This is a genomic window from Thermococcus sp. LS2, assembly GCF_012027375.1.
GTDB lineage: Archaea > Methanobacteriota_B > Thermococci > Thermococcales > Thermococcaceae > Thermococcus_B.
In genome coordinates this window covers 13,087-38,736 of sequence record NZ_SNUI01000004.1, presented here as the reverse complement: position 1 = coordinate 38,736, position 25,650 = coordinate 13,087, and the positions used below count along the sequence as shown (strand labels likewise).

The 25,650-nt window shown below is 40.0% G+C and carries 24 protein-coding genes; 10 read left to right on the top strand and 14 right to left on the bottom strand.

Annotated features, from left to right (window positions below; translation table 11 throughout):
* The first annotated feature begins 344 nt into the window (after positions 1–344).
* On the top strand, positions 345–2,273 hold the full coding sequence (locus E3E24_RS06740) for an NAD(P)/FAD-dependent oxidoreductase (protein WP_167886998.1): 1,929 nt from the start codon (positions 345–347) through the stop codon (positions 2,271–2,273).
* 24 nt (positions 2,274–2,297) lie between these two features.
* Here the strand turns inward: E3E24_RS06740 and E3E24_RS06735 are convergent, their stop codons facing one another.
* Positions 2,298–2,960 (bottom strand): phosphoribosylaminoimidazolesuccinocarboxamide synthase, encoded by a 663-nt coding sequence (locus E3E24_RS06735; protein ID WP_167886999.1) that lies wholly within the window; start codon positions 2,958–2,960, stop codon positions 2,298–2,300.
* Complete coding sequence (thiC, locus tag E3E24_RS06730; RefSeq protein WP_167887000.1) at positions 2,960–4,249, bottom strand: phosphomethylpyrimidine synthase ThiC; 1,290 nt, start codon at positions 4,247–4,249, stop codon at positions 2,960–2,962. The genes E3E24_RS06735 and thiC overlap by 1 nt, the downstream gene beginning before the upstream one ends.
* Positions 4,250–4,330: 81 nt before the next feature.
* Here thiC and E3E24_RS06725 point away from each other — a divergent pair, with 81 nt between their 5' ends.
* From E3E24_RS06725 to E3E24_RS06695, 7 genes are all read left to right on the top strand, one after another.
* On the top strand, positions 4,331–5,089 hold the full coding sequence (locus tag E3E24_RS06725; protein WP_167887042.1) for a sulfide-dependent adenosine diphosphate thiazole synthase: 759 nt from the start codon (positions 4,331–4,333) through the stop codon (positions 5,087–5,089).
* A 112-nt stretch (positions 5,090–5,201) separates the two neighbouring features.
* A complete protein-coding gene (gene pdxS, locus E3E24_RS06720; RefSeq protein WP_167887001.1) occupies positions 5,202–6,209 on the top strand; it encodes a pyridoxal 5'-phosphate synthase lyase subunit PdxS in 1,008 nt (335 codons plus the stop codon).
* On the top strand, positions 6,206–6,793 hold the full coding sequence (gene pdxT / locus E3E24_RS06715) for a pyridoxal 5'-phosphate synthase glutaminase subunit PdxT (protein ID WP_167887002.1): 588 nt from the start codon (positions 6,206–6,208) through the stop codon (positions 6,791–6,793). The genes pdxS and pdxT overlap by 4 nt, the downstream gene beginning before the upstream one ends.
* A 67-nt stretch (positions 6,794–6,860) precedes the next feature.
* On the top strand, positions 6,861–7,862 hold the full coding sequence (locus tag E3E24_RS06710) for a formate--phosphoribosylaminoimidazolecarboxamide ligase (protein ID WP_167887003.1): 1,002 nt from the start codon (positions 6,861–6,863) through the stop codon (positions 7,860–7,862).
* 54 nt (positions 7,863–7,916) lie between these two features.
* A complete protein-coding gene (guaA, locus tag E3E24_RS06705; protein ID WP_304940802.1) occupies positions 7,917–8,873 on the top strand; it encodes a glutamine-hydrolyzing GMP synthase in 957 nt (318 codons plus the stop codon).
* Between the two features lie 10 nt (positions 8,874–8,883).
* The gene (locus E3E24_RS06700; protein WP_167887004.1) at positions 8,884–9,450 is read left to right on the top strand and encodes a GMP synthase subunit A; all 567 of its coding nucleotides are present in this window, start codon (positions 8,884–8,886) and stop codon (positions 9,448–9,450) included.
* Between the two features lie 217 nt (positions 9,451–9,667).
* Positions 9,668–9,961 (top strand): hypothetical protein, encoded by a 294-nt coding sequence (locus E3E24_RS06695; protein ID WP_167887005.1) that lies wholly within the window; start codon positions 9,668–9,670, stop codon positions 9,959–9,961.
* Here E3E24_RS06695 and E3E24_RS06690 read toward each other — a convergent pair.
* The 11 genes from E3E24_RS06690 to twy1 form a co-directional block, all read right to left on the bottom strand.
* Positions 9,883–10,650, bottom strand: coding sequence for a DUF2101 family protein (locus E3E24_RS06690; protein ID WP_167887006.1), 768 nt, complete (start codon positions 10,648–10,650; stop codon positions 9,883–9,885). The genes E3E24_RS06695 and E3E24_RS06690 overlap by 79 nt on opposite strands.
* Before the next feature lie 6 nt (positions 10,651–10,656).
* Positions 10,657–13,032 (bottom strand): DUF2341 domain-containing protein, encoded by a 2,376-nt coding sequence (locus tag E3E24_RS06685; protein WP_240912210.1) that lies wholly within the window; start codon positions 13,030–13,032, stop codon positions 10,657–10,659.
* Entirely contained in the window at positions 13,032–15,212 is a 2,181-nt protein-coding gene (locus E3E24_RS06680) for a hydrolase (protein WP_167915748.1), read from the bottom strand. The genes E3E24_RS06685 and E3E24_RS06680 overlap by 1 nt, the downstream gene beginning before the upstream one ends.
* The gene (locus E3E24_RS06675) at positions 15,209–16,663 is read right to left on the bottom strand and encodes a hypothetical protein (protein ID WP_167887009.1); all 1,455 of its coding nucleotides are present in this window, start codon (positions 16,661–16,663) and stop codon (positions 15,209–15,211) included. The genes E3E24_RS06680 and E3E24_RS06675 overlap by 4 nt, the downstream gene beginning before the upstream one ends.
* On the bottom strand, positions 16,660–17,130 hold the full coding sequence (locus tag E3E24_RS06670; RefSeq protein WP_167887010.1) for a hypothetical protein: 471 nt from the start codon (positions 17,128–17,130) through the stop codon (positions 16,660–16,662). The genes E3E24_RS06675 and E3E24_RS06670 overlap by 4 nt, the downstream gene beginning before the upstream one ends.
* Entirely contained in the window at positions 17,111–17,542 is a 432-nt protein-coding gene (locus E3E24_RS06665) for a hypothetical protein (RefSeq protein WP_167887011.1), read from the bottom strand. Before E3E24_RS06665 ends, E3E24_RS06670 begins: the two co-directional genes overlap by 20 nt.
* A gap of 2 nt (positions 17,543–17,544) precedes the next feature.
* Positions 17,545–18,156 carry a class III signal peptide-containing protein gene (locus E3E24_RS06660; RefSeq protein WP_167887012.1) on the bottom strand — a complete coding sequence of 204 codons (612 nt, stop codon included), beginning with the start codon at positions 18,154–18,156 and terminating at the stop codon, positions 17,545–17,547.
* A gap of 57 nt (positions 18,157–18,213) precedes the next feature.
* Positions 18,214–18,846, bottom strand: coding sequence for a hypothetical protein (locus E3E24_RS06655; RefSeq protein ID WP_167887013.1), 633 nt, complete (start codon positions 18,844–18,846; stop codon positions 18,214–18,216).
* Positions 18,839–19,933: a cell division protein FtsZ gene (locus E3E24_RS06650; RefSeq protein WP_167887014.1), complete on the bottom strand. Its 1,095-nt coding sequence runs from the start codon at positions 19,931–19,933 to the stop codon at positions 18,839–18,841. The genes E3E24_RS06655 and E3E24_RS06650 overlap by 8 nt, the downstream gene beginning before the upstream one ends.
* Before the next feature lie 7 nt (positions 19,934–19,940).
* Entirely contained in the window at positions 19,941–22,196 is a 2,256-nt protein-coding gene (locus E3E24_RS06645) for a prenyltransferase/squalene oxidase repeat-containing protein (protein ID WP_167887015.1), read from the bottom strand.
* 92 nt (positions 22,197–22,288) lie between these two features.
* Positions 22,289–23,269, bottom strand: a complete 981-nt coding sequence (gene twy1, locus E3E24_RS06640; protein WP_167887016.1) for a 4-demethylwyosine synthase TYW1 — start codon at positions 23,267–23,269, stop codon at positions 22,289–22,291.
* Positions 23,270–23,422: 153 nt separating this feature from the next.
* Here twy1 and E3E24_RS06635 point away from each other — a divergent pair, with 153 nt between their 5' ends.
* Positions 23,423–23,569 carry a hypothetical protein gene (locus tag E3E24_RS06635; protein WP_167886957.1) on the top strand — a complete coding sequence of 49 codons (147 nt, stop codon included), beginning with the start codon at positions 23,423–23,425 and terminating at the stop codon, positions 23,567–23,569.
* On the opposite strand, the gene E3E24_RS06630 is transcribed toward E3E24_RS06635, so the two are convergent.
* Positions 23,547–24,146: a HemK2/MTQ2 family protein methyltransferase gene (locus E3E24_RS06630; RefSeq protein WP_167887017.1), complete on the bottom strand. Its 600-nt coding sequence runs from the start codon at positions 24,144–24,146 to the stop codon at positions 23,547–23,549. The genes E3E24_RS06635 and E3E24_RS06630 overlap by 23 nt on opposite strands.
* Positions 24,147–24,318: 172 nt before the next feature.
* Between E3E24_RS06630 and E3E24_RS06625 the strand changes: the two genes are divergently transcribed.
* Entirely contained in the window at positions 24,319–25,611 is a 1,293-nt protein-coding gene (locus E3E24_RS06625) for a S8 family peptidase (RefSeq protein ID WP_167887018.1), read from the top strand.
* Positions 25,612–25,650: the final 39 nt, after the last annotated feature.

The following is a 25,650-nucleotide window of genomic DNA, read 5'->3' as shown; positions in this document are numbered from 1 at the left end:
AAAAATAAGATAAAAACTATCCATAAATAAACAAAAATATGCCAAAAGAAACAGTTTCCCTATTTAAGACATTGAGGTTTGCCCTTCTCTTCTTACTCTTTAAGTTCATTAAGCTTGAAAATCTTCTGAAACTCGAGCTAGTTTTTAGTATCTTTATCCTAGTAAATAATGATCATTTGCATGGCCCTTTCACAAAAGTGCGATCCTAGCTTTAATATTAACAGAGTGCTCGACTTTTAGAGTGATAGTATGATAACTGGAAGAGTTTAACCTTTATTTTTGAACTTTAAGTTGCGGAAATATTTAATTTGCCACTTTTACAAACATAAAGTGGTGATATTTCTATGAATTTTGAGAAGTTGTTTGAACCTATTAAGATTGGAGGAGTAACAGTCAGAAACAGAATAGTTATGCCACCAATGGTAATGTGCTACGCTGGTCCAAATGGAGAAGTTACTGAGGAAGTAATTTCACATTTTGAAGCTAGGGCCAGAGGAGGAGTAGGACTTATAATAGTTGAAGCATCATACATCCACACCTCCGGCAAAGGGTTTGAAGGCCAAATTGCCATAGATAAGGATTACCTTATTCCCGGGCTTAGTAGGCTTACTGACGCTGTAAAGAAATACGGTGCCGCTATTGCCATACAATTGTACCACGGTGGAATTCAAGCACATGTAGACCAACCCGTAGGCCCAAGTGCAATAGGCAGAAAGATCGTCCCACCAGTAAAAACTCCGAGAGAGCTCACCACTGAGGAAGTTGAGCAACTTGTAGAAGAGTTTGCCAATGCAGCCCTTAGAGCTAAGAAAGCAGGCTTTGATATGGTAGAGGTTCACGGGACTCATGGATACCTGATAAACGAATTTTTATCCCCATTAACAAATAAGAGAACCGACAAGTATGGAGAGGATAAAGTTCTCTTTGCTGAGGAGATAGTTAAGCGTATTAAGGAGAAGTGTGGTAAAGACTTCCCAGTAATATTCAGGCTTTGTGCTGACGAGTTCCTTGAGGGAGGCATAACTGTAGAGTATGCAAAAGAGATTGCTAAGAGGCTTGAAAAAGCTGGAGTAGATGCCTTTGATATAACTGGAGGAAACTATGACACATGTGACCATATAATTCCTCCAGTCCATTATGACAAGCAAGGATACTTCTTTGAATATGCCGCCGAAATAAAGAAAGTTGTTAGTGTCCCTGTCATTAGCGGTGGAATGATAACAGACCCAGAAATTGCTGATAAAGCAATAAGAGAGGGTAAAGTAGATTTAGTATTTGTAGGTAGACAATTATTAGCAGACCCAGAGTGGCCAAATAAGGTAAAACGTGGTAAGATCGAAGACATAAGACCATGTATTGCATGTAATGAGGGATGTATTCATAGAATCTTCAATGACCTACCCGTTGTTTGTGCAGTGAATCCTCTAAAAGGGTTTGAATATAGATATCTCCTAGAAAGTGAAATTCCAAAGGCAAAAGAGAAGAAGAAAGTTCTTATTGTTGGTGGGGGTATTGGAGGATTAGAGTTCGCTAGGGCAGCAAAACTCAGAGGGCACGAGGTTGTGATATTCGAAAAATCCGACAAATTAGGTGGACTATTATGGCTCGCTAGTGTACCAGAATTTAAGAGGGAGAGATTACAACGTCTTATCAAGTGGTATGAGAAACAAGTCGAGAAATTAGGAATAGAGGTTAAACTAAACACAGAAGTCACGCCAGAAGTTATTAAAGAATACTCCCCAGATGTCGTAGTCCTAGCTACAGGGTCAGAACCCATAATACCAAAAATCCCAGGAGTAGAGAATGCTGTATTGGCTGATGATGTCCTACTCGGAAGGGCAGATGTCGGGGAGAGCGTAATTATCATTGGTGGCGGAATGGTCGGATGTGAGTTAGCAATAGAACTCGCTAAGAAAGGCAAGAAAGTCACAATAGTAGAAGCATTATGCGATATTGCTCCAAATGAGCCAGCAATAAATAGGATAGCACTTATAAAGTTCCTCACCAAGTATCAAGTGGAAGTTAGAACCAAGAGCCCAGTAATCGAGATTCGCAAGGGAGAGGTTGATGTCGTTGATTCTCTCGGCAGAAGAAATACTTTGAAGGGAGACACTATTGTCTTAGCAGTTGGTAGGAAAGCTCATGTAGATGAGAAGCTTCTAGAAGTAGCTAAGGAGGTTGCCGAAGACATATTTATAATTGGTGATGCTAAAGAGCCGCGCAAAATAATAGATGCAGTAAGAGAAGGATTCTGGACAGCGATTAACATTTAGCTTTCTATTTTTTTACTTTATCATTTAGCTCTTCAACACATCCAAAATCTCTTCCTGCTTCAAAACTCTCCCATCTCTCATAACTCTCATAGTATCACCGCTTATTTCGTCAATAATCAAAAGTTCACCATTTTTCCGCCCAAACTCGAGCTTGAAGTCAATTATCTCGAGGCCTCTGCTTTTGAAAAATTCTTTCAAAATTTGAGCAACTTTTCTTGTTGTTTTTTTCATCATCTCAATCTCTTCCTTAGTTGCAATGCCGAGCGTTTCTATGGCTTCTTCACAAATGAGAGGATCGCCTAAAGCGTCGCTTTTTAGCGTAAACTCAACGATGTTCAGCTCTTGGAGAGGCTTAACGAATTCACCATAGCGCCTCAAGAAGCTTCCATAAGCTTTGTAGCGGTAGATCACCTCAAGAGGTATTTTTTCAGCTTTTAAAAACTTCGCTCTTCTCTCATCAATTCTCTCGACGAAGTGCGTTTTTACACCTTTTTCATTCAAAAGCTGGAAGAAAAAGGTAGTTTGCTCTAAGACGGCACTACCTTTTCCTTGCCTTTCGCCAATTACCTCGTTTCCTCCTGTGTCTTCTTTATTCCCAAAGCCCAAGATGCTGTCCTTAAAGTAAAAGATTAGAAAGTCGTCGTCTTCATAGACATCCTTAGTCTTCCCTCTGTAAATTAAACGCATTAAACCTCACCTTTTCCTCTAAGCATATCGTTGATAATTTTTATTGCACACAAATCACCGCACATACTACAAGCTTCAGTTGAGGTTGGCCTCTCCTTCCTAATTTCCACAAAGCGCTCTTTATCCATCGCCATTTCAAACTGCTTTGCCCAGTTTAGGGAGCCTCTGGCTAAGCTCATAATGTAATCTTTCATATAGTCTTCTTCAAAGCGAGTTAAGTTCACAGCATGAGCCGCTATCTTTGAAGCTATCACTCCCAAGCGCACGTGCTCCTTATCTGGTAATCCTAAGTGCTCCGCTGGCGTAACATAACAGAGGAAATCGGCACCATTTAGAGCAGCTATCGCTCCCCCAATTGCTCCAGCTATGTGATCGTAGCCAGGGAATATGTCCGTAACTAAAGGCCCAAGGACGTAGAAGGGAGCGTTGTCCGTCGCGACCTTCGCTATCTTTATCTGCATGGGAATTTGGTCTATTGGCACATGCCCTGGTCCTTCAACCATCGTTTGAACTCCAAATTCTCTAGCTCTTTTTACCAAGCGCCCTAAGGTAAAAAGCTCGCTCATTTGAAGCTCATCACCAGCATCTGGCAAACCACCGGGCCTTAAACCATCCCCTAAGCTCAAAACTACGTCATATTCCTTAGCAAGCTCTAAGAGATAATCATAGTCCTTATAGAAGGGATTCTCTTTTTCCCAATGGAGAATCCAAGCTGCTAAGAAAGTGCCACCTCTCGAGACCATTCCAACAACTCTCTTAACTCTTTTCATCTTTTCTACAACTTCTTTAGTAACTCCAACGTGGATTGTTGCGTAATCAACACCATCTTTGAAGTGCTTTTCTACTGCCTTCCACATATCGTCCTCGGTCATCTCAATGATTGCCTTGCCTTTTGCCAACATTTCTTCGGCAGCTTGATAAATTGGGACTGTTCCGATTGGCACATCTACAGCTCTCATGATTTTCTTTCTAATTTCATCTAGATCTCCGCCAGTTGATAGATCCATGATAGTATCAGCACCATACTGGACAGCTATCTTGGCTTTCTCTATCTCACCCTCAACGTCTATTATATCTCTTGAAGTTCCAATATTAGCGTTGACTTTGACTCTCACACCTCTGCCAACGGCAACAGGTTTAACCCAGTCGTGATTGACGTTTCTAAAGATAACAGTGTAACCTTTAGCTACGTTTCTCCTGAGCTTTTCGGCACTTATGCCCTCCCGCTCGGCGATGAACTTCATTTCCTCTGTTATTATCCCACGTTTAGCTTCATCCATCTGGGCCATTTTTGTCACCACATATAACAAGGTTTTTAAATTTCAATACTAAGTTTTAGCTGACCTTTATGAAATTTTCGGGTGATGGTGATGCTGAAGGATATCGTGATAAGCAGGGCGATAATCGAAACCTATTTCAGAGAGCTTTTGGAACACTTAAACCTCGACGTTGCTATAGTTGGAGCCGGCCCATCAGGAATGGTTGCTGCCTATTATCTTGCCAAGGGCGGTGCAAAGGTGGCGATCTTCGAGAAGAAGCTGAGCATAGGCGGGGGGATATGGGGCGGAGCAATGGGCTTCAATAAGATAGTTGTGGAAGAGGAAGCTAAAGAAATCCTTGACGAGTTCGATGTAAGGTATGAAGAATTTGAGAGAGGTTATTATGTTGCCGATGCTATTGAAGCGGCAACAACGATAGCGAGCAAGACAGTAAAGGCTGGAGTAAAGATATTCAACATGATAGAGGTCGAGGATTTAGTTGTCAAGAAAAACCGCGTAGCTGGAATCGTCATAAACTGGACGCCCGTTAAAATGACAAGCCTTCACGTTGACCCGCTTACGGTTGAAGCTAAGTTTGTGATTGATTCGACAGGTCACGGAGCGCAGATAGCCCAGTTCCTCGAGAAGAGAGGTTTAATAGAGAGGGTTCCTGGCGAGGGTGCGATGTGGGCGGAGATGGGAGAGAAGCTCACGGTAGAGCACACCAAAGAGGTTTACCCAGGCTTATACGTCACCGGGATGGCTGCCAATGCTGTTGCTGGAGCGCCAAGAATGGGGCCAATATTCGGAGGCATGTTCCTGAGCGGAAGGAAGGCGGCCTTAGAGATACTTGAGAAGCTTAAGAAATGAGGTCCTTCAGTTTTTGTCTTCCATTGACATCTTTTTCTGCTATTTCTAATCGCAAATTTTATATTCAAGTTTTAACTTGAAATATATTGAAAAGCTTAACTTGAATTAGGTGATGAACATGTTTGAGATAATTGATCAGAAGGGGACTGAACGCTTGAAAAGAGGATTTGCGAAGATGGTTAAAGGCGGAGTTATTATGGATGTCACAAATGCTGAGCAAGCCCAAATTGCCGAAGAAGCTGGGGCTGTTGCAGTTATGGCTTTGGAAAAAGTGCCAGCAGATATAAGAAAGGCCGGTGGAGTGGCAAGAATGGCCGATCCAAAGAAGATCGAGGAAATAATGGATGCAGTGACAATTCCAGTTATGGCAAAAATTAGAATTGGACATTATGCAGAAGCTTACGCTTTAGAGGCTTTGGGTGTTGACATGATTGACGAAAGTGAAGTTTTAACGCCAGCTGACGCTTACTTCCACGTGGACAAAAGAAAGTTCAAAGTGCCCTTTGTTTGCGGTGCAAGGAACTTAGGAGAAGCAGTTAGAAGAATTTGGGAAGGTGCCGCAATGATAAGAACAAAAGGTGAAGCTGGAACAGGAAACATAGTTGAGGCTGTAAGACACGTTCGCTTAGTTAATGAGAACATTAGGCTTTTGAAAAGGCTGACAGATGAACAGATTTATCAAGTTGCTAAAAAGTTCGCAGAGCCTTACTTGAGGTTAGCTTTGGAAGTTAAACAAATAAGCGGTTTAGAACCTAGAATTTTAGAGAACGAACCAGTTTATGAGGAATACACCTATCAAGAGATTGTTGATGGCATTTACAAGATTCTTCTCGAAATTAAGAAATTGCAAAGATTACCTGTAGTTAACTTCGCTGCTGGTGGTGTGGCGACACCAGCTGATGCCGCGTTAATGATGCAAATGGGCATGGATGGCGTTTTCGTTGGAAGCGGAATTTTCAAGAGCTCAAATCCAAAGAAGATGGCAAGGGCAATAGTTGAGGCGGTTAACCACTATGACGAGCCAGATGTGATAGCAGAGATAAGCAAGGACTTAGGAGAACCTATGAGAGGTCTCGATATAGCCCAGCTCGAAGTTCGCCTGGAGGAGAGAGGTGTATGAAAGTTGGCGTTGTAGGAGTTCAAGGGGCTGTAAGCGAGCACATTGAAACTGCTAGGAAAGCCATGGAAAATCTCAAAGTTAGCGGAGAAGTTTTCTGGCTTAAAAAAGCTGAGCAACTGAAAGATGTTGACGCCCTAATAATCCCCGGCGGCGAAAGCACAACGATTTCAAGGCTAATGATTAAAAACAACCTCTTTGATAAAGTTAAAGAGCTTGGAGAAGAAGGATTGCCAATTATGGGCACCTGTGCAGGGCTAATACTCTTAGCAAAGCAAGTTGAAGGGGCAGTTGAGGGTCAAAGATTTCTCGAGCTTTTGGATGTGAAAGTTTCAAGAAATGCCTATGGAAGACAAGTTGATTCCTTTGAGGCACCACTAAAGCTAACTTTTGATGAAAAACCTTTCCTAGGGGTTTTTATTCGAGCGCCAAGAATTCTCGAAGTCTTTGGGAAAGCAAAGCCATTGGCATTTTACAAAGACGAGGTAGTTGGTGTTGAGCAAGAAAATCTTATTGGGCTAGCATTTCATCCAGAGCTGACTGATGATACAAGGATTCACGAATACTTCTTGAGGAAAGCTCTCTAATTTTTTACATATTTTTGTTAAAACAAAGCTTAAAAATATAAAATTTTAACATTTTCTTGGTGAGTAAATGGAGTGGAAGATAGCCACTTATGCCTCTCATTCGGCACTTCAGATTTTAAAGGGCGCAAAGGATGAGGGATTCAAAACCATAGCCTTTGGAAGGGAAAAAGTCAAACCTCTATACACCAAATATTTTCCAGTTGCAGATGAGTTCTTAGTTGGTGAGTATCCTGAAGAAGAACTCTTGGAAAGAAATGCAATAGTAATTCCACACGGCTCTTTTGTTGCCCACCTCGGAATCGAGAAAGTTGAGAGCATGAAAGTCCCCTACTACGGGAACAAAGTAGCCCTTAGGTGGGAAAGTGACAGAGAATTAGAGAGGAAATGGCTCGAAAAAGCGAAATTAAAGCTGCCGAGAGTTTATTATGATCCAGACGACATAGATAAACCAGTGATAGTTAAATTCCATGGCGCAAAGGGAGGTAAAGGCTACTTCTTAGCAAAAGATAGCAAAGACTTTTGGAAAAAGGCAGAAAAGATTGGAATTAATGACAAAGAAAGTCTAAATGGAATACAAATCCAAGAATATATAATAGGAGTCCCAGTTTATCCCCACTACTTCTACTCAAAGCTCAACGATGAACTTGAACTCATGAGCATTGATAGAAGGTATGAGACGAACGTTGACGGAATTGGGAGAATTTCAGCAAAAGATCAGCTTGAACTCAGTTTAGAGAATTCCTATGTGGTTGTGGGGAATTTCCCAATTGTTTTGAGGGAGTCCCTCCTTATGGAAGTTATAGAGATGGGTGAAAGAGTTGTTAAAGCCGCAGAAAAGCTTTTGGGTGGTCTATGGGGACCATTTTGCTTAGAGACAATCCTCACAGATGAGCTTGAATTTATAGTGTTTGAAATCTCCGCAAGAATTGTCGCCGGAACGAATCCTTTCATTAGCGGCTCCCCTTACACCTGGTTAAAGTACAAAAAGCCAATGAGCACTGGAAGGAGAATTGCAATGGAGATAAAGCAAGCCATTGAGGAGGATAAGCTCGATGAAATTTTAACATAAAAATGTTGACTGATATTCATATCTTTCCCAATCTGGGCATAAATTTATAAATTTATGAAATCCACGCAAAAGAAAAAGGTGAGAGAAATGTGGGAAAGCTTCATTGAAGAAAAGATTGGGGAGATTAGAGAGAAAGTTGGAGATGGAAAGGCGATTATAGCTCTATCTGGAGGAGTTGACAGCTCAACGGCTGCAGTTTTAGCGCATAAAGCAATTGGCAACAGACTCTATGCTGTTTTTGTGAATACTGGATTTTTAAGAAAAGGAGAACCAGAGTTCGTGATAAAAACATTTAGGGATGAGTTTGGATTAAACCTAATCTACGTTGATGCTCAAGAGCGCTTTTTCAACGCTTTGAAGGGTGTAACTGATCCTGAAGAGAAAAGAAAGATAATCGGAAAGACTTTCATTGACGTCTTTGAAGAAGTTGCTAAAGAGATATATGCAGAGTTTTTAATTCAAGGAACAATTGCTCCGGACTGGATTGAGAGTCAAGGGAAAATTAAGAGCCACCACAACGTTGGTGGTTTGCCCGAAAGATTAAATCTAAAGCTGATTGAACCTTTAAGAGATCTCTACAAAGATGAGGTAAGAGAATTAGCGAAGGAACTCGGATTGCCAGAGAAAATCTATAACAGGATGCCTTTCCCAGGGCCAGGATTAGCCGTTAGGGTTTTAGGTGAAGTAACTCCCGAAAAAGTTGCAATCGTTAGAGAGGCAAATGCCATAGTAGAGGAAGAAGTTGAAAAGGCTGGCTTAAAACCTTGGCAGGCTTTTGCCGTGCTCTTAAATGTGAAGACTGTTGGAGTTCAAGGTGATATAAGGGCTTACAAAGAGACAATAGCTGTTAGAATCGTTGAGAGCTTAGATGGGATGACTGCAAACGCAATGAACGTTCCCTGGGAAGTTCTGCAGAGGATAGCTTTTAGGATTACAAGCGAAATTCCAGAGGTCGGAAGAGTGCTGTATGATATTACAAATAAGCCTCCAGCGACAATTGAGTTTGAGTGAGGGAGTAAAGATGATAATCATAATGGACAATCACGGGCAATACGTTCACAGAATTTGGAGAACTTTACGGTATTTAGGCGTTGAGACAAAGATAATACCAAATACGACTCCTCTTGAGGAAATCAAGGCAATGAATCCAAAAGGGATTATCTTCAGCGGAGGGCCAGACATTAACAGGACAGGCAACTGTGAGGCAATACTTGAGCACTATGATGAGTTAAACATCCCAATCCTAGGAATCTGTTTGGGCCACCAGCTAATAGCAAAGTATTTTGGCGGAAAAGTCGGGAGAGGAGAAAAAGCAGAATACAGCTTAGTTGAGGTCGAGATCTTAAAGGAAAACGACATCTTCAAAGGTTTGCCCAAGCGCTTGAGGGTCTGGGAAAGCCACATGGACGAGATAAAAGAACTGCCAAAGGATTTTGAGCTTTTAGCAAGGAGTGAGTTTTGTGAAGTTGAGGCAATGAAGCACAAAAAACTGCCAATCTATGGAGTCCAGTTCCATCCAGAGGTTGCACACACAGAAAAAGGGAGTGAAATCTACAGGAATTTTGCTAAGCTTTGTGGTGAGTTATAGGATAGAGATTTTTATAGTTCCCCACTTCTTTTGGCAGAAAATGACTCTGTCTAGGCCATCTTGGAATAAAGCGGATCAATTTGGGAAACCCAATGAATAGTGCCATAGATTAGACTTTAGATTTTACTTTTTTGAATTATTTAATCTGGCAGTAAGATAGAAAACTTTTTAAAGTTGTTATTCTTACTATTTTTAGGAGTACTAATGGGGATCTAAGATGGGCTACACAATTTACTATAGAATGGAATTTGGAGAGAGGAAAAGAGCTATAAAAGTGATAAAGCCAATTTTAGAAGAACTTGGCTTTACAGTATATGAAAAGGATGCAGAGATATTGATAAAACCTCCAACTAACTCTGTGGAGCCAATGATAATTAAAGAAAAAGAATGGCTCTCCGTAAAGACCTACAAAAGACAGCCTTGGACTGGGATCTATAAGCTACTGTTAGTTTCGCTATCTTCTTTTGCTTCCGTTGAGGCCTTTGATGATGAAGGCTGGTCGCTTAGATAAACCTCGATTATTTTCGTCGGCACAGCTCCTCTAAGGGGTCTTTCCTCAACTAAAACTTTCACTACTCTTCCGATTTTCACATCTGGAACCTTATCAACCCAGTATTCACCGGGCTTAACATTTGCTCTAATGTCATCATGAACACTTATTTTTACAACATTTTCTTTAATCTCCTCTATGACACCATAAGTCCAGTTTCTGCCGTATTTTGACTTAAAGTAAAAGCGGAACATCATAACTACAATGAAAACAAAAACAAGGTAGCCCAATGAATAATGAATACCTAAAGCAAATCTTTTCAGAAGTGAGTATCCAAAAAACGCTAGGAAGCCTATGACGCTGATTGAGTAATAGAACATTTGATACGGCTTATACTCGATGAAGAATTCTCTATACTTGCGGAATATTGTTCTCAAATAGAGGAAATACACAACCGTTAAGGCAACCAAATATAACTCGTTTGGCAAGAAAACTACGAGGAGTAAGGATAGAAGCAAATAGAAGATAAAAGCTAACTGAAGCTTTAGAACTAATAATTCATGAACTGTAACTTTTCTTTTTACAACTTTCCTCAGAAGTTTAAAGGCCGGAGGCTTCTCTTGAGGTCTTGGATTTATGAATTCTCTTATCTTTTCCCATGCTGATTCTACAAACTCACCCACTTTATAAAATACCTCTTCAATATTCATTTGATTTCACCTCTGGAGTAAATCCTGAGCTCCTTGTGCTCCAAATATAGCTACAGCTGTCTGATTATCTAGGAAGAAATAAACACTACTCCTGTCTGGGCTGTCTGAGATCCCATAAACTCTATAGCCCGAAACCTTGGAACCCCCTCCAAAGTAATATTGAAGGAAATAATAGTCAAAGCTCGTTTGACCTTCTTCTGGAGTTATTCCCAGCGTATTAAACAAATTAAATAGCTTTTCATCGTAAGTCGCATGAGGTATCATAAAGCTTACTAATCCAATTGGATAATACTGGTCTCCATATTTAATTCCCAATTCATCCTGAATTTGATGAGCTAATGTCTCATACTCATCATGGTTTATAGTACTACCCTCTAAGCGCTCAAAGAAAGAGGGAGCATTGTAAATACCAAAGTAGCGTTGATCCATGATGCAGTTTATAAATGATTGTATATCATAAGCTCTTGCACCTGACCATGCTCGTGTAGTTGTCACTGTGGAAGAGGGTCTTGTTTCTATATTTTGGAAAGTCTCCACTGGGAGATTTTGAACATATTTCCTAATAAATATCCATTCAAACACAGCATCATTGTTATTGTTGTTATTGAAATTTACCATATAAAGATACTCTAGCGGGGCAGTATAATGCCGTAAAAGTCCATCTGGATTCTCCCTCGCGGGATTCGGATAGTTGCTGTAGTCAGTGCCGTAATCCAGAAAATCCACATACGCACCATTAAGATCAGGCTCTATAACCGCTTCATATGTATGGAGCCCCGTATCACCTCTTGCCCCGTCATTTGTTGAAGTTCCCTGTACCCGTATCCAGAACCACCACCACAAAATATAATACTCATCCCAGACCTCCAATGAATTTGAAATATCCACAGTATCATCAATGAAATAAACCCATTGAGGATTGCCATTTGAATCTGTCGTTTCAACATAGATCCCGCTGTCCCACTGTTGGTTGGTACTTCTCTTGCTTGGTTTCGCTCTAAATCTTATTGCAATATTGCCATTTATGTTTAATGAACTTAGATCAAATTGCTTCTCGTTGCCATCCGGAATAATCTCTTCAGTATCGTGGAACCACTCAAATACTTTGTTCCCATTACCTCTCGTTGCATAAGCTGGATCACTTCCGAAGTACATTGTATACTCCATTGAAGCCGTCGCCTTTATCCACACTATGGCTTTTGTACTACTCCAGTACTCAATCCAGAATGGAACTTCATTGCATGTTCCTTTTTCAACAATCCTAATCGAGGCGTTATTCCCAATGCTATATATCTTGCCAAGAATACTTGTATCAGTTATTACAATTGGTATCTGATAGCCGTTATAATTAGAGAGACTTCCTCCACTGAGTGTGAGGTTAACTCTATATTCCAAGGAGGGATAACACCAATTAGTGTTCCCTCCATCACCCACATTTTCAAACACTAAAACTCCCATATCATTTTCATTGAAAACACTTAGTGGGGAGGTTCTTACTCCATTTAACGTAGTATTAACAACAATTGGCACCGTAACATTTTGGTCAGGTTCATTCAATAAAACATAAGCCTTAGCACCTTCTCCAGGATAGTAATCCCCAAAGAATATTTTTTCTGCATCTACTGTTCGCGAGAGAAGTCCAATTACGTGGGAAACTGTACTGCTGCCATTACCTTCCAAAACTTTAATTGGCTTTTCTAAAATCTCTGGAAATGAATACGGACAGGCTCTGATAGATCTATAATACCTTCCCCCCGTCATTGCTGAAAACAGAGGATCTTCAAGATTTTGCAAATTGACTATAGAGTATATATAACCCCCATTGCTCGGTATTGAACCTGTATACACTATTCTCCCAGAAACATCTTGAATAGTTATATTCGGTATTCTCGCTTTTATGACTATTCTGAAAGAGTCCAAAGGAGCTACTGTAAGCTCCATGCTACTTAGGATATCATTGATAGAAGGGAATACCTCAAAACCCTGTTTATTAAGTTCTTCAGTTATGTTCATAAGCCATTTTCTTAATGACTGGTCTCTCATGACTCTGTTTGGATCATATCCTGCTAAACTTGGAGAAGTCCCTTCAAGAATTAAATCCCGGATTGTATTATTTACCATATATGTAGGAGATATGAAATTACCAGTACCAGAGACATAATCAATAACAGCAACAATTGCTCTTTTTCCTGAAATCTCTAAAGCTTTTTGAAAATCCAATTCTAAATAAGAGGCGACTCTATACGTTCTTTCAGCTTGAGTTCTTATGGTCTGGGCTTGAATCACCTGGGAAGAAACATCCTCATAAGTAGCCAGAAGCAGAAGGAGTGGAATTAAAAGCAATAAAACTACAGAATTTAAGAAAAAACCTCTCCTCTTCATTATTGTTCCCTCCATACTCTCAATGTAATTGTTATTGGTTTAAGCAACCCAGGAATATCCCCCATTGAGGCAAATTCAATATTAACATCCGATGGAAGTTCAATCAGTAGGGGGTTTGTACTTGTACCATCTCCTCCAAGGTTATTAAACAACCTTATTATTGCATCATCGACAGCATATGTATCTCTTCCAGTCATTAAGTCTGCCACAGTTACACTGCAATATGGATCATTTCCTGCAAGAACATGTCCCACATTTGGATTTTTAGAATCTCCCCAATAGTATGTTATATTGTACCCATTGCATCCACTTCTAATGAGTTTTGGAAATACGTCTCCATAGCCAGCGTAGGCTTGGATTATGTACGTAAACTCACCGGAGGACAACTCCTTCGCAATTTCGTACGCTGTATCAGTATAGGCATGTATATAGTTAATTCCTGAGGCAAAAACGGGATCAATTGGATTCCCATTAACATCTTTAGTCAGAGGACTTATTCCTATAAAGGAAATACTATTCGAGCTATCCCAGATTTTAGTCACTGTAATATTGGGATTGCTTATCTCTACTGTCATGTGAGTATTCAGATCATCAACATTGTAGAGGATTATAAAATGAAACTTCGTCCATACCGGGGATACCCTCTGAGGGATAACATAACCCCACGTTAAATCCCTACATAGAGTGACCTCATATGTTGAATTGTATTTACAATTTGATGAGTCCATTATATCACTAGAGGTTACCTGCTTTGTTAGATCAATGGAATAGGGAGTCAATATTACAGGATTAAATATATAATCAATTTCAATATATGAATTCTCACCATCAAGCTGTAATGGAGGATCTAGATTTCTAAGAGAGCTACCAGCCGTAACTATTATGTAGGGATAAGTCTGTGAAAGTGCAGAGTAATTTGCATTTGCCGAAATTGTGGCATTGTCCCACACAAATACTCCCGGTGAAATTTCTCTTCCAGTTCCGATGTAGTATCCATCGACATATAGCACGGGCTTTACACCACTTGGGAAATTTTTAAAAGTCAATTGAACTTTCATGTAAGTCAAATTCCCAGGTATAAATATTGCCCTACCGAGATATAGGGGTAAGTGATATGATGTAACATTGTCGAAATAAAATCTCTTCTGATACCTAAATGTCGTGAAGGATGAAGTTGTGTATGAGATTGATATAAAGTTATTCACTATACCTGCAGTGTACATAGGATTATATTCACCAGCCGGATTGTATACCCTAATTTCGAAAACATGCTGTTTTAGGTTTGAATGTTTCAAAAGTATCTCAAGCATATTGCATGTCTCTGGATTGTTGGGATCATTATCTACAAGTATCTCCCATTTTTTCACATCAATCCATTGATTTGCTTTGAACTGACCACAGGTAACACCTTCTCCATCAATATACAATTGCATTTTAGTGTAATATGTAGTGTAATGATATGTTACTTCAGCCCATTTGGGAAGAGGCAACCAACGCACCTCAGTTATGTTAACATCCGACGGCAAGATACTGTCATGAGGAACAGGTTGTTTAATTGTTAAATAATCAGTTGTTGTCCACCCAGGTGCTTCATAGTACATGCCAACATAGGTATATTCCGTTTCCTTGCTCCCTAATTTAGTTAGAAATGCTCTTGCCATATATCCTCTAGGAGTTTGATTATACGCATAACCACTCAAAGTTAATGTAGCAGTAGAGACATCGGAAGTGCTTAAATAATTTGCCTCGATTTTCCTCAAATAGGGACTTGTATAGTTGTTTATCAGCAGTTCATAGTTGTAGCCCTTCAGTGTGTTGTTCAGAATATACCCAAGGATTACCTCAGCTTTATGCCGTAAATCTGCAGATGGGTATAACGGCTCAGTAGCCCAATATGTGGCAACTATTTCCAAAGGACTCATATCTGGAGAAACGAGAGTGGTATTTAAAGTTCCATCAGCAAGCCACTCTTCAATTTTCTGAGGCGGCACTAGTTCCTTTAAACTGACAGTTCTAAGAGTTGTTAATGTATCTTCAGCTATGTACTTGCTCTGTTCTCTCATATAGGTGGTATATACTTGAGTATTATCCTCTATCGCAACTATGCTCATCACAAATATCATAACCAGAAGCAATGAGAGCAATGCATCTAGAGTGAATACAAATCCTCTCCTCCTCATCTGTCATCCCACACCCAGAGCTTTATTAGAACTGGCTCAAACTTCGGCTCCAAGAGCAAACCGATATTGCCTAGATCTCTCAAAATCACATTTCCACTAAAGTTATTTTCATAGAGCCAGAATTCCACAGGTTTTGCACCATTTTCTGGATTAAACTCACCAAATATGTCCTCCCAAGGTATCATAATAGTAGTTGTGTTTCCTTCATAGGACTTTACAATGTTTTGTGTTCCCTCTTTCCAAGCCAAAACCGCTGTAACATTCGAGTTAGAGGAATCCTTTTTAATCAATAATCCCTTTGGAATTTCACCATCTAATACAACGAATGTCACATTGCCTGCCTCTTGAGGAACTTCAATCTCAAGATAAGCATAGCTAGGAACACTTTGCTTAAGTTTTCCAACTATTAGCTCCTTCTTTTGGTTTTGCATTATTTCTAGGGTTTTATTATAAATCAACTTTGCAACTACAAAGCTTCTCTCTTGGTATTCAATCCAAGGTGAAGCTTTCTTAGATTCAATAATAGTGTCAGTATCGTTAATAACAGTTCCATTAATGATAGCAAAGCTAAAAGTTGGTTCTGACGAATTGGTAGGGTATATAAACTTCGATGAGATTGATAAATCTCCCGAACTTTCAGCTTGGAATTTAACTCTGACATTACCTTGACCAACAACCTTAAACTCGTAAGGACATGACCCCCCGCCATAATTCATTTCAATGTTACTTCCTTGACCGATATTAACATTCAATATCTCAATCGTCACTATAGTGCCCGGGGGTAAATTATAGCTTGCTTGAACTCCCTGTCTTATTGCAGATACATAGATTGTTTCATTTGTTTCGAAGCTCAAAATATCTCCAACTGCTAAATCCACTTTTGCACCTTGTACAAGGGTACATATATCCTCATTTTCATAAACTCCTCCTTCCTTATTAAGGATGACCCATCTAACATTAAAGGCTCTACCATTCTCCCCTTCTATTTTTAAGTTGACGCCTCCAGAGCCAGAAGAACTCTCCAGAACTACATTAATTATTTCCGGAAAACTTCCACTCACACTAACATTCTTTGTCGTTAGGTAAAACTCTAGCTGAAAGTCCTTCCACTCGCTCAAGTTTACAAGACTATTCTTAATATTGACAACATTATTTATTGATGAATTTAACTTCATAAGCTTATCATAATCCAAGGCATGAGAATATTCGGTGCTTCTTAGCCCAACAACTTTAACTGTCGTCACACTTTCTTCCCAATCTTTTGGGTATCCCGGACTTTTCGTCAGGATATCAAGCATATTATTAGCTATGTTAGCTCTATCATACCACTCAACTAAATTCGTAATCTCAGCTTTTATCATATCGTTTGCATTTATAACTACACCAATAACCATGATAACAATTACAAGCGAAAGTAAAGCATCTAAAGATAAAATTTGACCTCTCTTCATCTTTCTACCCTCACAGCAATATTTACTATAGTGTCTCCATAGACTAGAGTTCCATTTGAAAGAGCTAGGTTTGTCGTTGTACTCAAGTCATGCACAATAAAACTCTCAATTGCAGAAGCTAAAGTTTCATTGTCTATAGCAGAATAGGGAGTTGTCAAGACAACTGTAATTGTTATAGTGTTGTTAAGTTGTGAAGTTTCAAGTCTGAGCACTCTTAGATTTGGGTTAACTCCGTTTAATCTTTCAAGAGCAGGATTTAAGACAGAATACCTTGGATCATCTGTAAACACACCCATATTTAGATAATCACAAGCACGAGAAGCTGAGGCTCTAACATAAGTAACTACAGAAGTTACCTTATTTTCTTCAAAATAGGAAGGTACAACTAATGCAATGCCTAAGAGGATTATACCTGCAATGAACATCATTTCAAGAGCAGTTTGGGCTTTATTTTTCGACCTTAACATAGAGCATCCCTTCAGTTTCATTGTAGTAAGCTACAAGCCAAAATTTTTCACCACTATTTAAGGTTACAGCAGAGTCATACAATGGCACAGTTGAATTTTTTGTAATCCAAAAGCTCCTACCATTAACTGTCGCATTTACTATTATCCTATTTGTTGTGCCATCGAAAATAATCCTAATTGTTCCACCATTTAAATCTGGAGCAACCTCTCTTATCTTATACCCTTCTCCAATTGCATAAACCTTAGCAGTATGATCCACCAATGTAGAAGAGAACAGCTTAACTTTTGTAATGGTATCAAAGCTCTCAGCATGACTAATCTCACTGGTGGCTAGGTAAGTGATATTTGTAAGAGTTACCGTTATTAACAAGACTGCAAATAAAAGGTCAAGACTTAATTGGCCTCTTTTCATCCTCATCCACCGGGATCTATGTTTATTCTAAGCTCACCAGTCGTTACATTAAGTGCCCAAGTATTACCATTTCCAGGAATCCATTCAACAATAATTACGAGATTTGTAGGGAGCTGATCTGGATTTGCAATCAAAATGCCGTTAACTGTACTCCCATTATAAATAGCGATTCCAATTGGTGTGAAATTCGTACTCCCCATGAGATTAGTTTCATATAAAGATCGGCTCCAAAAAGTGTTTTTTGCAGTACCTGATGTCACAAGAGTGTTATCGGTTGTATCAATAATCCCAACATAGGTTCCATTGAGATAAGTTATGAATATCTCAGGATCCCCACTTAAGTTAAAGGATTTTTTCAAGTAATTTTCATCACTGAGATATCTTAAAGTAACATAAGTTGTCGCCTTAGAACCTGGACCTTGAGCATAGACTTGTGAAATTGTATTTGAAATAGAATTGGCAAAGCTCTTGGCTTCTAAACTAACTTGAACGCGAAGGAGTTCCGAGGATTGTGAACCTTGATTAAAAGTAACATTTTCTACAGAATAAGCCAACAGTATGAGCATTATGCCAAATATCAGCATAAACTCTAATGATATCTGCGCCTTTTTCATGTATCTCACTCCCCTACTCTCACTTATAACATATAATACACCAATATTTAACCATTTTCATTCGGCATTGGACATATTTTCCCCGATTTTGACGATTGCAAAGATGTTCGAACCTATTTTCTTCGTCAGAATTCCAAAATAATCATAGCTGAATATCTTAAACTTGTATCTTGGGCTGTCCAACCCATGCTTAAGAATAAGTTCTCTAAGTTCATCTATGAAAAACTGCGTGAGCTGATAATATGTAAAGTCCAGTCTTTCCCTCTTGTATGAATTGAGAAATATCAACATTGGAAGCACGCTGACCCCAACTAAAAACCATGGATCACCAGAAAGAATAGACAAAACAATAGTCACGACTAAAAACCCTACAACACCAAGCATTGCTGCTTTTACAGACTTTTTGACTTTTTTCAGGTATTTTACCTTATCCTCCCAAATATTCAGCAGAGCCGGATTGTAGAAGTCAAAAGCTGTATGTCTCTTTCCCTTCGCTATCCTCTGCCTAATTAAATCGTCCCAGTCATCCTGATAATAAATGACTTCCCCCCTATTCTTAGCTCTCTCCGCATCGAGAGATGAAATTATTCTGATTATATCCTCCGCACTTTCATGAGCTATGTGTGAATAGATCTCCTTCTCATCAAGCTCAAGTGCAACCTCAACGGAATCTTTTATCATATCACTCATTTGTCTCACCAGGATAAAGGTCATCAAAGTCGGGCAAACCAGATAAAAGCTTTCTCTTCTTTATTTCCGCCTCTTCCTTTGCTTTCATAAACGACTGTGCATAACGTTTGGCTGTTAAGATTATGTCTTCTATGCTCTTGCTTTCATAAATTCCACTTAATAGGGTGACAACTTCAACTTCCCTCTCCCTCGGATCAGGATAAAAGCCTCTGAATATCTGCTTTCCTTTAATTTTCTGAGTGAGATAATCCAGGGCCTCAAATATCTCATTCGCCTTTAATAGCTCTGGAGGACCGTGAATGGCAACTAAGCCATACAGGGCAGACTCTATATTTGCATCTAGGTAAAGTCCCTCGTTTTCAAATGACTTGAGTATTAACCGGGAAAGGTTCTTTACTCTGCTCGCTTCTGCTTTTGCATAACCAACTGTGGCAAAGCTGCCAAAAGCTTTTAGAACAAATTTCAAATCGCTGGCATCTAACGTCTGCTCCCCAGGAACGTCAATCAAGGCTAAAAGCGAAGCAATGCGCTCGACTATTGTGTAATTAATCTTCTCATAAGCTTTGCTTATATCAACTCCAGTCTCCTTTAGCTTGTTGTTGTCTATTGCAATTATTGAATCAGCGAATTTTGAGAGCTTATCTATTGTGATGGCAGCGTTTATAGTAGGCCTTATACCCTCCTCCTTCAACGGTAAAGCACCTATAGCGACAACCAGAGAGTCTGGGTATTCCTCCTTTAATGCTTCAGCTAAAACTGGTGTTCCTCCAGCTCCTGTGCCTCCCCCAAAACCGAAAGTTAAGAAAAAGATATCAACATCTTCATAACCAACGATCGAGTTTATCTTTCTCATTACTAACGGTAAATCCCTCCTCATCGCTTCTCTGCCTAACACGGGATTTGCGTTTACCCCTTTTCCTCCCGTTAGGCTTTCCCCAATAAGAATTCTGCGCTCTTGGGGAATATGTTTCAGGTAATCCAAGTCGCCTTTTGATGTGTTTATTGCTAATGCTTCAAAGTCCACTAACGCAAATAAGTCTGCAATCTTAGTTCCGCACTGGCCAATCCCTATTATTAAAGCTCTCACGATTTAATCACCCCAAAAATTCTGCAGTTAAATCATCTAAATCAACAATTCCATCGCGGTTCTTATCTTCATAACTCACAACTAAGGCATCGCCCTTAAGATACTTCACCAAGCCAGAGTCAAAGAGCTTGATTACAACGTTGTCGAGACCTTTTCTATAGAAGACAAAGAGTATATAACCAGTCTCAGTCTTCCCTGGTATCAGAACGACTGTATTTTTAATGCTATATTCCTTGCCGTTAACGTATATCGTGTCGTTCTTTACCTCAAGCTTAACGTAGGGGTTGTAGTCCTTAATTTCAAAGTCCCCAAAGTCAGCTAACACTATGTAGTTTGCATCCCCAAATCCTTGGAACTTTTCAATGGTCATGTTGGTTTCAAAGAGCTTATCAATAGAAGCTTTTACTTGCTGAGCTGTCGAATTTCTGTCATCTGTGTATACAACGTAGAACTTCTGCTCCGGAATTAGTCTTATTACATCATAAAGGTTGATCTTGGGTATGAACTTGAACTGTGAGAGGAACAGTGTAGCTAAAGCAGAATCAACAATCGTATCTCCCCACAGATCATTATGCTCTTTATCCATGAGCCAGTTCAAAACATCTTCCCTGTAGTCATATCCAAACTTCGCCAACAACTCTGTAGCTCTTATCGTAAGCTCAACAGTTGATTCTTCTTTATACTGAAATACTCCAAGTAGGTAGTGTTCCTTTATGTTAGCCCACCCTCCATCATCAGTTCTCTGCTCGATAAGCCACTTAAGATGCGGCTCAAGTTCTTCCTTCGTTGAAATTGGAGCTAAAGCCTCAAGGACTTCGAGGGTAACTGAGACTTCTGGTGGGAGCATATAGGAGTAGAAGCCTGTGCTGACGTAAGTTCCCCATCCAGTCTTTGATATTGAAAGCAACCAGCTCTTAGCTCTCTGAATATCGGTATCATTTGATGGAACTCCCAAAGCAAGAAGGGATTTAATCGCCAGAGCTGTATCATAAGGCTGTGGTCCTAAGAAGTTGCCCCATTTCCCAATTCCAATTCTAACGCTCTTTATAAGCTCGATATTCTCGGCTTTTTCAGTCTCATTCAGCATGTTGAATTCGAGGAGCGTTAAGAGGGCATAAACGTAGGGTGGATACATCTCATGATTTTCCCTTACTACAAGCTTGTCTCTCTCGTATTTTTCCTTTACCCATTCTAGCCCTTTTTCAATGCTCGGGTCTCTAAAGTAGCACAGTCTAAGTGCCTTTAATGCATAATACGTTGATTTCTCATTTGAAGAGAACCCATAGAAGTAGCTCCAGCCTCCATCAGGATTTTGAGCATTCTTCAGAGCTTCACATGAGGTCTTAAATGGATTTTCAAGCCCTTCGCTCAGCTTATCACTAACTAGAGCAAAGCTTAACGAAGCATAGGCTGATACCTCAAAAATATGGCTCTGAGTGAACAATCCTGGCTCATCAGTCCAATAAAACGCCTCTTCCCCCTGCTTCAGGGATTCTAAAGTTAAAAGAGCCTTTGCGACATCAAAGTTTACATCTTCATACGTGACGAGTGCATACGTCAACAAAGCTCTATCCCTTGTACTCAAATTCTCAGAGTCCAATGTCTCTTTTATTTTGACTATCAGTTCATCACTAACTTTTTGTCCAGTGCTCTTGAATGCCAAAACTTTCAGAGCCATTGCCTCATACTTGCTCAATCCTCCATAATCCTCAGCTGAGTTCAAGTACTCTAAGGCTCTTCTTATGTAAGGGTGATTAGCTCCAAAGCCCATCTCACCCAGCGCCCATATCGCCATAACAGTTGGGTAAAATTCTGACGCTGTATCTTTAACATAACCCCAACCATCTCCAGAATAAGAATTTAGGATAAACTTGACACCTTCATCTAAAGAATGGGAAATCTTTGAGTATTCGGGAGTTCCTTTTGTGTAAAAGATAAGAGCTTTATTCAAAGCAATAACCGCATAGGATGCATCGACAACATCGCTAGTGCTTCCAGCAAAATAGCCCCAGCCGCCATCAGAATTCTGACGCAAAATCAGAAGATCAACGAGTTGCGTGATGTTTTCAGTCAAATCGTAATCAACCTTTCCCTGTGCAGAAACCAACGCCATCAACACTAGACTCACATCTTTAGTCGTATTCAGCAGATTTTCTGATTTTGCTAGAAATTCTACAGAACCATCTAGGATTGGTTTTGCACTGACTGCTCCATAAGGGATTATCATGAGAACAATTAGAACCAATGATATCACACGTCTCATTTTTTAGCACCTCTAACATAGTAATGCTCCTCCAAAATAAATAAGCTTTTTCCAAAAATAAGGTTAAGAACAAATAAAGTTTACTCAAAAGGCTAATGTTTTATGAAGCGTTCTTCTTTGCTTATATCGTCCCTCATTATCAGCACTACTCTGCTTGGCTGATACTCATCTTCAATGTGATAACCAGGCAAGTACTTTACGAGCTCTTCAGCAAATGCCTTAATTTCTTCGTGCTTGGGCATGTTGTTTATCGTTAAGCGGTTCCTTGAAAAGCCAACGAACATATAGGCCTTAGCTTCAACGAACATCGGCTTAGCTTTCATTATTAGCTCTGCATAGCCCTTTGGATTGTGCATGTTTTCGTCCTTGACAAGGGTCAGCCTTATTACAGTTCTCGTTGGCAAGTCTCTCATTAGCTCAAGAGTTTTGATTATCCTTTCCCATCCATCTGGAATCATTGGAATGTTAACTCTGTTGTATGTTTCGATATCTGGAGCTGTCAAAGAGACGTAGAGTTGCGTTGGCAGCTTGTCATCTTTGATTAGTTCCTCGAGCCTTTCAGGAACTGTTCCATTGGTAACTATGAAGGTAGTAAAGCCTCTCTTGTGGAACTCTTCAACTAAATCTCCCATGTAAGGATACAGCATCGGCTCACCTGAGAGGCTTATTGCTGCATGCTTAGGCTCCATGGCTTCTTCAAGCTTTTTGACGTTTATCTGATCCTTTACTCCCCAATAACCGCTGAGTAATTTCTTCTGCGCTTTTATACTCTCTTCAACAATGAACGCTGGATCATCCCAAGGCTGCGGCAGCTCTGTTCCTAAAAAGCCTTCCATTGGGCGCCAACAGAATATGCAGTTGTGGGTGCACCATGCTAAAACTGGTGTCATCTGAAGGCAGCGGTGAGAGTGAATGCCGTAGAACTTCTGCTTGTAGCAGACTCTATTATGTTTTATACTCTCCTTTAACCAATGACAGAGCTTAACTCCACTGTGTCTGCCAACAAGAGCGTAATGCTGCTTTTTAAAGAGTCTCGCAATTTCTTCAGGCATATTGGGTTTTACATTCTCCATTTTAGGCTCACCTAAGATGGAGTAAAGGAATGTATTTAAAAATTTTTGCAACACAAATTTGGTCATTTAACTTTTCCATCAGAGTATTTCACCGTCGAAAAATATTTCGGCAATCAGCAAAAAGTTTAAAAGCTCTGAGTGTTAGTGGCAATCATGATGCTTGGCAATATAAAACCCACTCTAATCATCAAAACACGCGAAAAGGAGTTTGAGATTGAGCTTTTCGAAGAAGATTATGATTCTGAGAATGGGCCAAAGGTCAAATTTATTCAAGAAGTTAAGAGGATCCACCTAGCTTAGCCGTGATAACAACAATCTCCTCAAAAAAGTACTTCTCCTTTGCGGTAATCTCTACACTAAATCCCAATTTTGTGAGCTTTTCTATTGTCTCATCAATACCCGTTATTGACGACTGGACAATTTGAACTATTCCATTTGGCTTTAGGTAATCCTTAACTTGACTGATGAACTTATCAAGTACTTCCCTCCCTTGTGTCCCACCAATTAAGGCCAAATCAATTGGTTCTTGCAACTCTTCAGCTCCTCCCGGGAGATAGGGCGGGTTGAAAGTTATGATGTCAAATTTTCCCTCAACATTTTCAAACAAGTTGCTTATGCGGAATTCAACGTTTTTTATTCCGTTAATTCTCGCATTCTCCTTTGCCAATTCGACAGCTATTGGATTAACATCAACCCCAAGAACAAATTCTGCCTTCTTTGCCATCAAAAGAGCAATTATCCCAGTTCCAGTACCAATGTCTAAAGCAATATCACCCTCTTTAACCTTCAAATTCTCAGCTAGCAGAAAGGTATCTTCAGCGGGCTCATAAACTTGCGGGTGAAGCTTTAGTTTAAGATCTTTGTATACGAGATACATTGCATAGTGAAGAGAAATCAAAAGATATTTAGCCTTTTCGTTACATATGTCATATAAAAATTTTCCAATCTTTTTCTATACAAACGTAAATAGATACACTAAATTTGCCGAAAAATTTATTAATCATATTGAATAGCTGACAAAGACCAAATATATACAGGAGGGAAATTAAATGCGCTGTAAAGCCTTGTTTAGTGCCTTGTTGGCAATTTTGATAGTAGCGTCACTAGCCTTTAAACCAGTAACTGCACAACAGCCAGAGAAGGTTAGAGTGATTGTGATGATTGACAGGAACTCCTTTGATGAAAAAGCAGTGCAGGGACTTGGCGGGCAAATTAAAATCAGGTATAAGCTTATTCCAGCTGTTGTAATTGAGATCCCAGAAAATGCCCTTGAAAAGCTGAAATCAGTAAAGGGCGTTAAGAAGGTTGAGCTTGATAAGATAGCATATGCCTATCCAGGGAATGGTAGAGGTAGAGGAAGGCCACCTTGGCTAACTCCAACCCAGCCGCCGCAAGTAATCCCATGGGGAATTGACAGAATCAATGCACCCGAGGTGTGGAATATCACAACTGGAGCTTCAAATGGTGTCATTGAAGTTGCAGTTCTTGATACGGGTGTTGATTGGGATCATCCAGACCTTGCAGCAAACATTGCATGGGGAGTTAGCACAATCGGTGGAGTTGTCTCAACAGACCCAGCAGACTGGTACGATGGAAATGGTCACGGAACTCACGTTATTGGAACAATTGCGGCTCTTAACAATGACATTGGTGTTGTTGGTGTTGCTCCAAATGTTGAAATTTATGCAATTAAGGTTCTCGACGATAGAGGTTCTGGAACTTACAGCGATATAATGCTCGGTATTGAACAAGCACTACTCGGTCCAGATGGTGTTCTTGATTCAGACGGAGACGGAGTAATTGTTGGAGACCCAGACGACGATGCTGCTGAGGTTATTTCAATGAGCCTCGGCGGTTCTGTTGACGATACAGCACTTCATGACATGATTATCACAGCATACAACTATGGTGTCGTTATTGTTGCTGCGGCAGGTAATGAGGCAGCGGATCAGCCGAGCTATCCAGCAATTTATCCAGAAGTTATTGCCGTCGGTGCCACAAACTCCACTGACGGAATAGCTTGGTTTAGCAACCTCCAGCCAGAAGTCAGCGCTCCAGGCGTTGACATACTCAGCACATATCCGAATGATGACTATGAGACCCTTAGCGGAACTTCAATGGCAACTCCACATGTCAGTGGTGTCGTTGCACTTATTCAAGCCGCATATTACAACAAATATGGCACAGTACTACCAGTTGGAACGTTTGATGATATGACAACAGATACAGTTAGAGGAATACTTCACGTTACCGCTGATGACCTTGGGGACCCAGGATGGGACATTTACTACGGTTATGGAATAGTTAGAGCAGATTTAGCAGTCCAAGCTGCTCTTAGCTGACTTTTTCTTTCTCCCAAATTTTAATGTCTGCAGAAAAGA

Excerpts from the sequence above, each read along its gene's own strand:
- E3E24_RS06740 (WP_167886998.1), top strand. The coding sequence starts at position 345 with ATGAATTTTGAGAAGTTGTTTGAACCTATTAAGATTGGAGGAGTAACA.
- E3E24_RS06735 (WP_167886999.1), bottom strand. The coding sequence starts at position 2,960 with ATGCGTTTAATTTACAGAGGGAAGACTAAGGATGTCTATGAAGACGAC.
- thiC (WP_167887000.1), bottom strand. The coding sequence starts at position 4,249 with ATGGCCCAGATGGATGAAGCTAAACGTGGGATAATAACAGAGGAAATG.
- E3E24_RS06725 (WP_167887042.1), top strand. The coding sequence starts at position 4,331 with ATGCTGAAGGATATCGTGATAAGCAGGGCGATAATCGAAACCTATTTC.
- pdxS (WP_167887001.1), top strand. The coding sequence starts at position 5,202 with ATGAACATGTTTGAGATAATTGATCAGAAGGGGACTGAACGCTTGAAA.
- pdxT (WP_167887002.1), top strand. The coding sequence starts at position 6,206 with ATGAAAGTTGGCGTTGTAGGAGTTCAAGGGGCTGTAAGCGAGCACATT.
- E3E24_RS06710 (WP_167887003.1), top strand. The coding sequence starts at position 6,861 with ATGGAGTGGAAGATAGCCACTTATGCCTCTCATTCGGCACTTCAGATT.
- guaA (WP_304940802.1), top strand. The coding sequence starts at position 7,917 with ATGAAATCCACGCAAAAGAAAAAGGTGAGAGAAATGTGGGAAAGCTTC.
- E3E24_RS06700 (WP_167887004.1), top strand. The coding sequence starts at position 8,884 with ATGATAATCATAATGGACAATCACGGGCAATACGTTCACAGAATTTGG.
- E3E24_RS06695 (WP_167887005.1), top strand. The coding sequence starts at position 9,668 with ATGGGCTACACAATTTACTATAGAATGGAATTTGGAGAGAGGAAAAGA.
- E3E24_RS06690 (WP_167887006.1), bottom strand. The coding sequence starts at position 10,650 with ATGAATATTGAAGAGGTATTTTATAAAGTGGGTGAGTTTGTAGAATCA.
- E3E24_RS06685 (WP_240912210.1), bottom strand. The coding sequence starts at position 13,032 with ATGAAGAGGAGAGGTTTTTTCTTAAATTCTGTAGTTTTATTGCTTTTA.
- E3E24_RS06680 (WP_167915748.1), bottom strand. The coding sequence starts at position 15,212 with ATGAGGAGGAGAGGATTTGTATTCACTCTAGATGCATTGCTCTCATTG.
- E3E24_RS06675 (WP_167887009.1), bottom strand. The coding sequence starts at position 16,663 with ATGAAGAGAGGTCAAATTTTATCTTTAGATGCTTTACTTTCGCTTGTA.
- E3E24_RS06670 (WP_167887010.1), bottom strand. The coding sequence starts at position 17,130 with ATGTTAAGGTCGAAAAATAAAGCCCAAACTGCTCTTGAAATGATGTTC.
- E3E24_RS06665 (WP_167887011.1), bottom strand. The coding sequence starts at position 17,542 with ATGAAAAGAGGCCAATTAAGTCTTGACCTTTTATTTGCAGTCTTGTTA.
- E3E24_RS06660 (WP_167887012.1), bottom strand. The coding sequence starts at position 18,156 with ATGAAAAAGGCGCAGATATCATTAGAGTTTATGCTGATATTTGGCATA.
- E3E24_RS06655 (WP_167887013.1), bottom strand. The coding sequence starts at position 18,846 with ATGAGTGATATGATAAAAGATTCCGTTGAGGTTGCACTTGAGCTTGAT.
- E3E24_RS06645 (WP_167887015.1), bottom strand. The coding sequence starts at position 22,196 with ATGAGACGTGTGATATCATTGGTTCTAATTGTTCTCATGATAATCCCT.
- twy1 (WP_167887016.1), bottom strand. The coding sequence starts at position 23,269 with ATGGAGAATGTAAAACCCAATATGCCTGAAGAAATTGCGAGACTCTTT.
- E3E24_RS06635 (WP_167886957.1), top strand. The coding sequence starts at position 23,423 with ATGATGCTTGGCAATATAAAACCCACTCTAATCATCAAAACACGCGAA.
- E3E24_RS06630 (WP_167887017.1), bottom strand. The coding sequence starts at position 24,146 with ATGTATCTCGTATACAAAGATCTTAAACTAAAGCTTCACCCGCAAGTT.
- E3E24_RS06625 (WP_167887018.1), top strand. The coding sequence starts at position 24,319 with ATGCGCTGTAAAGCCTTGTTTAGTGCCTTGTTGGCAATTTTGATAGTA.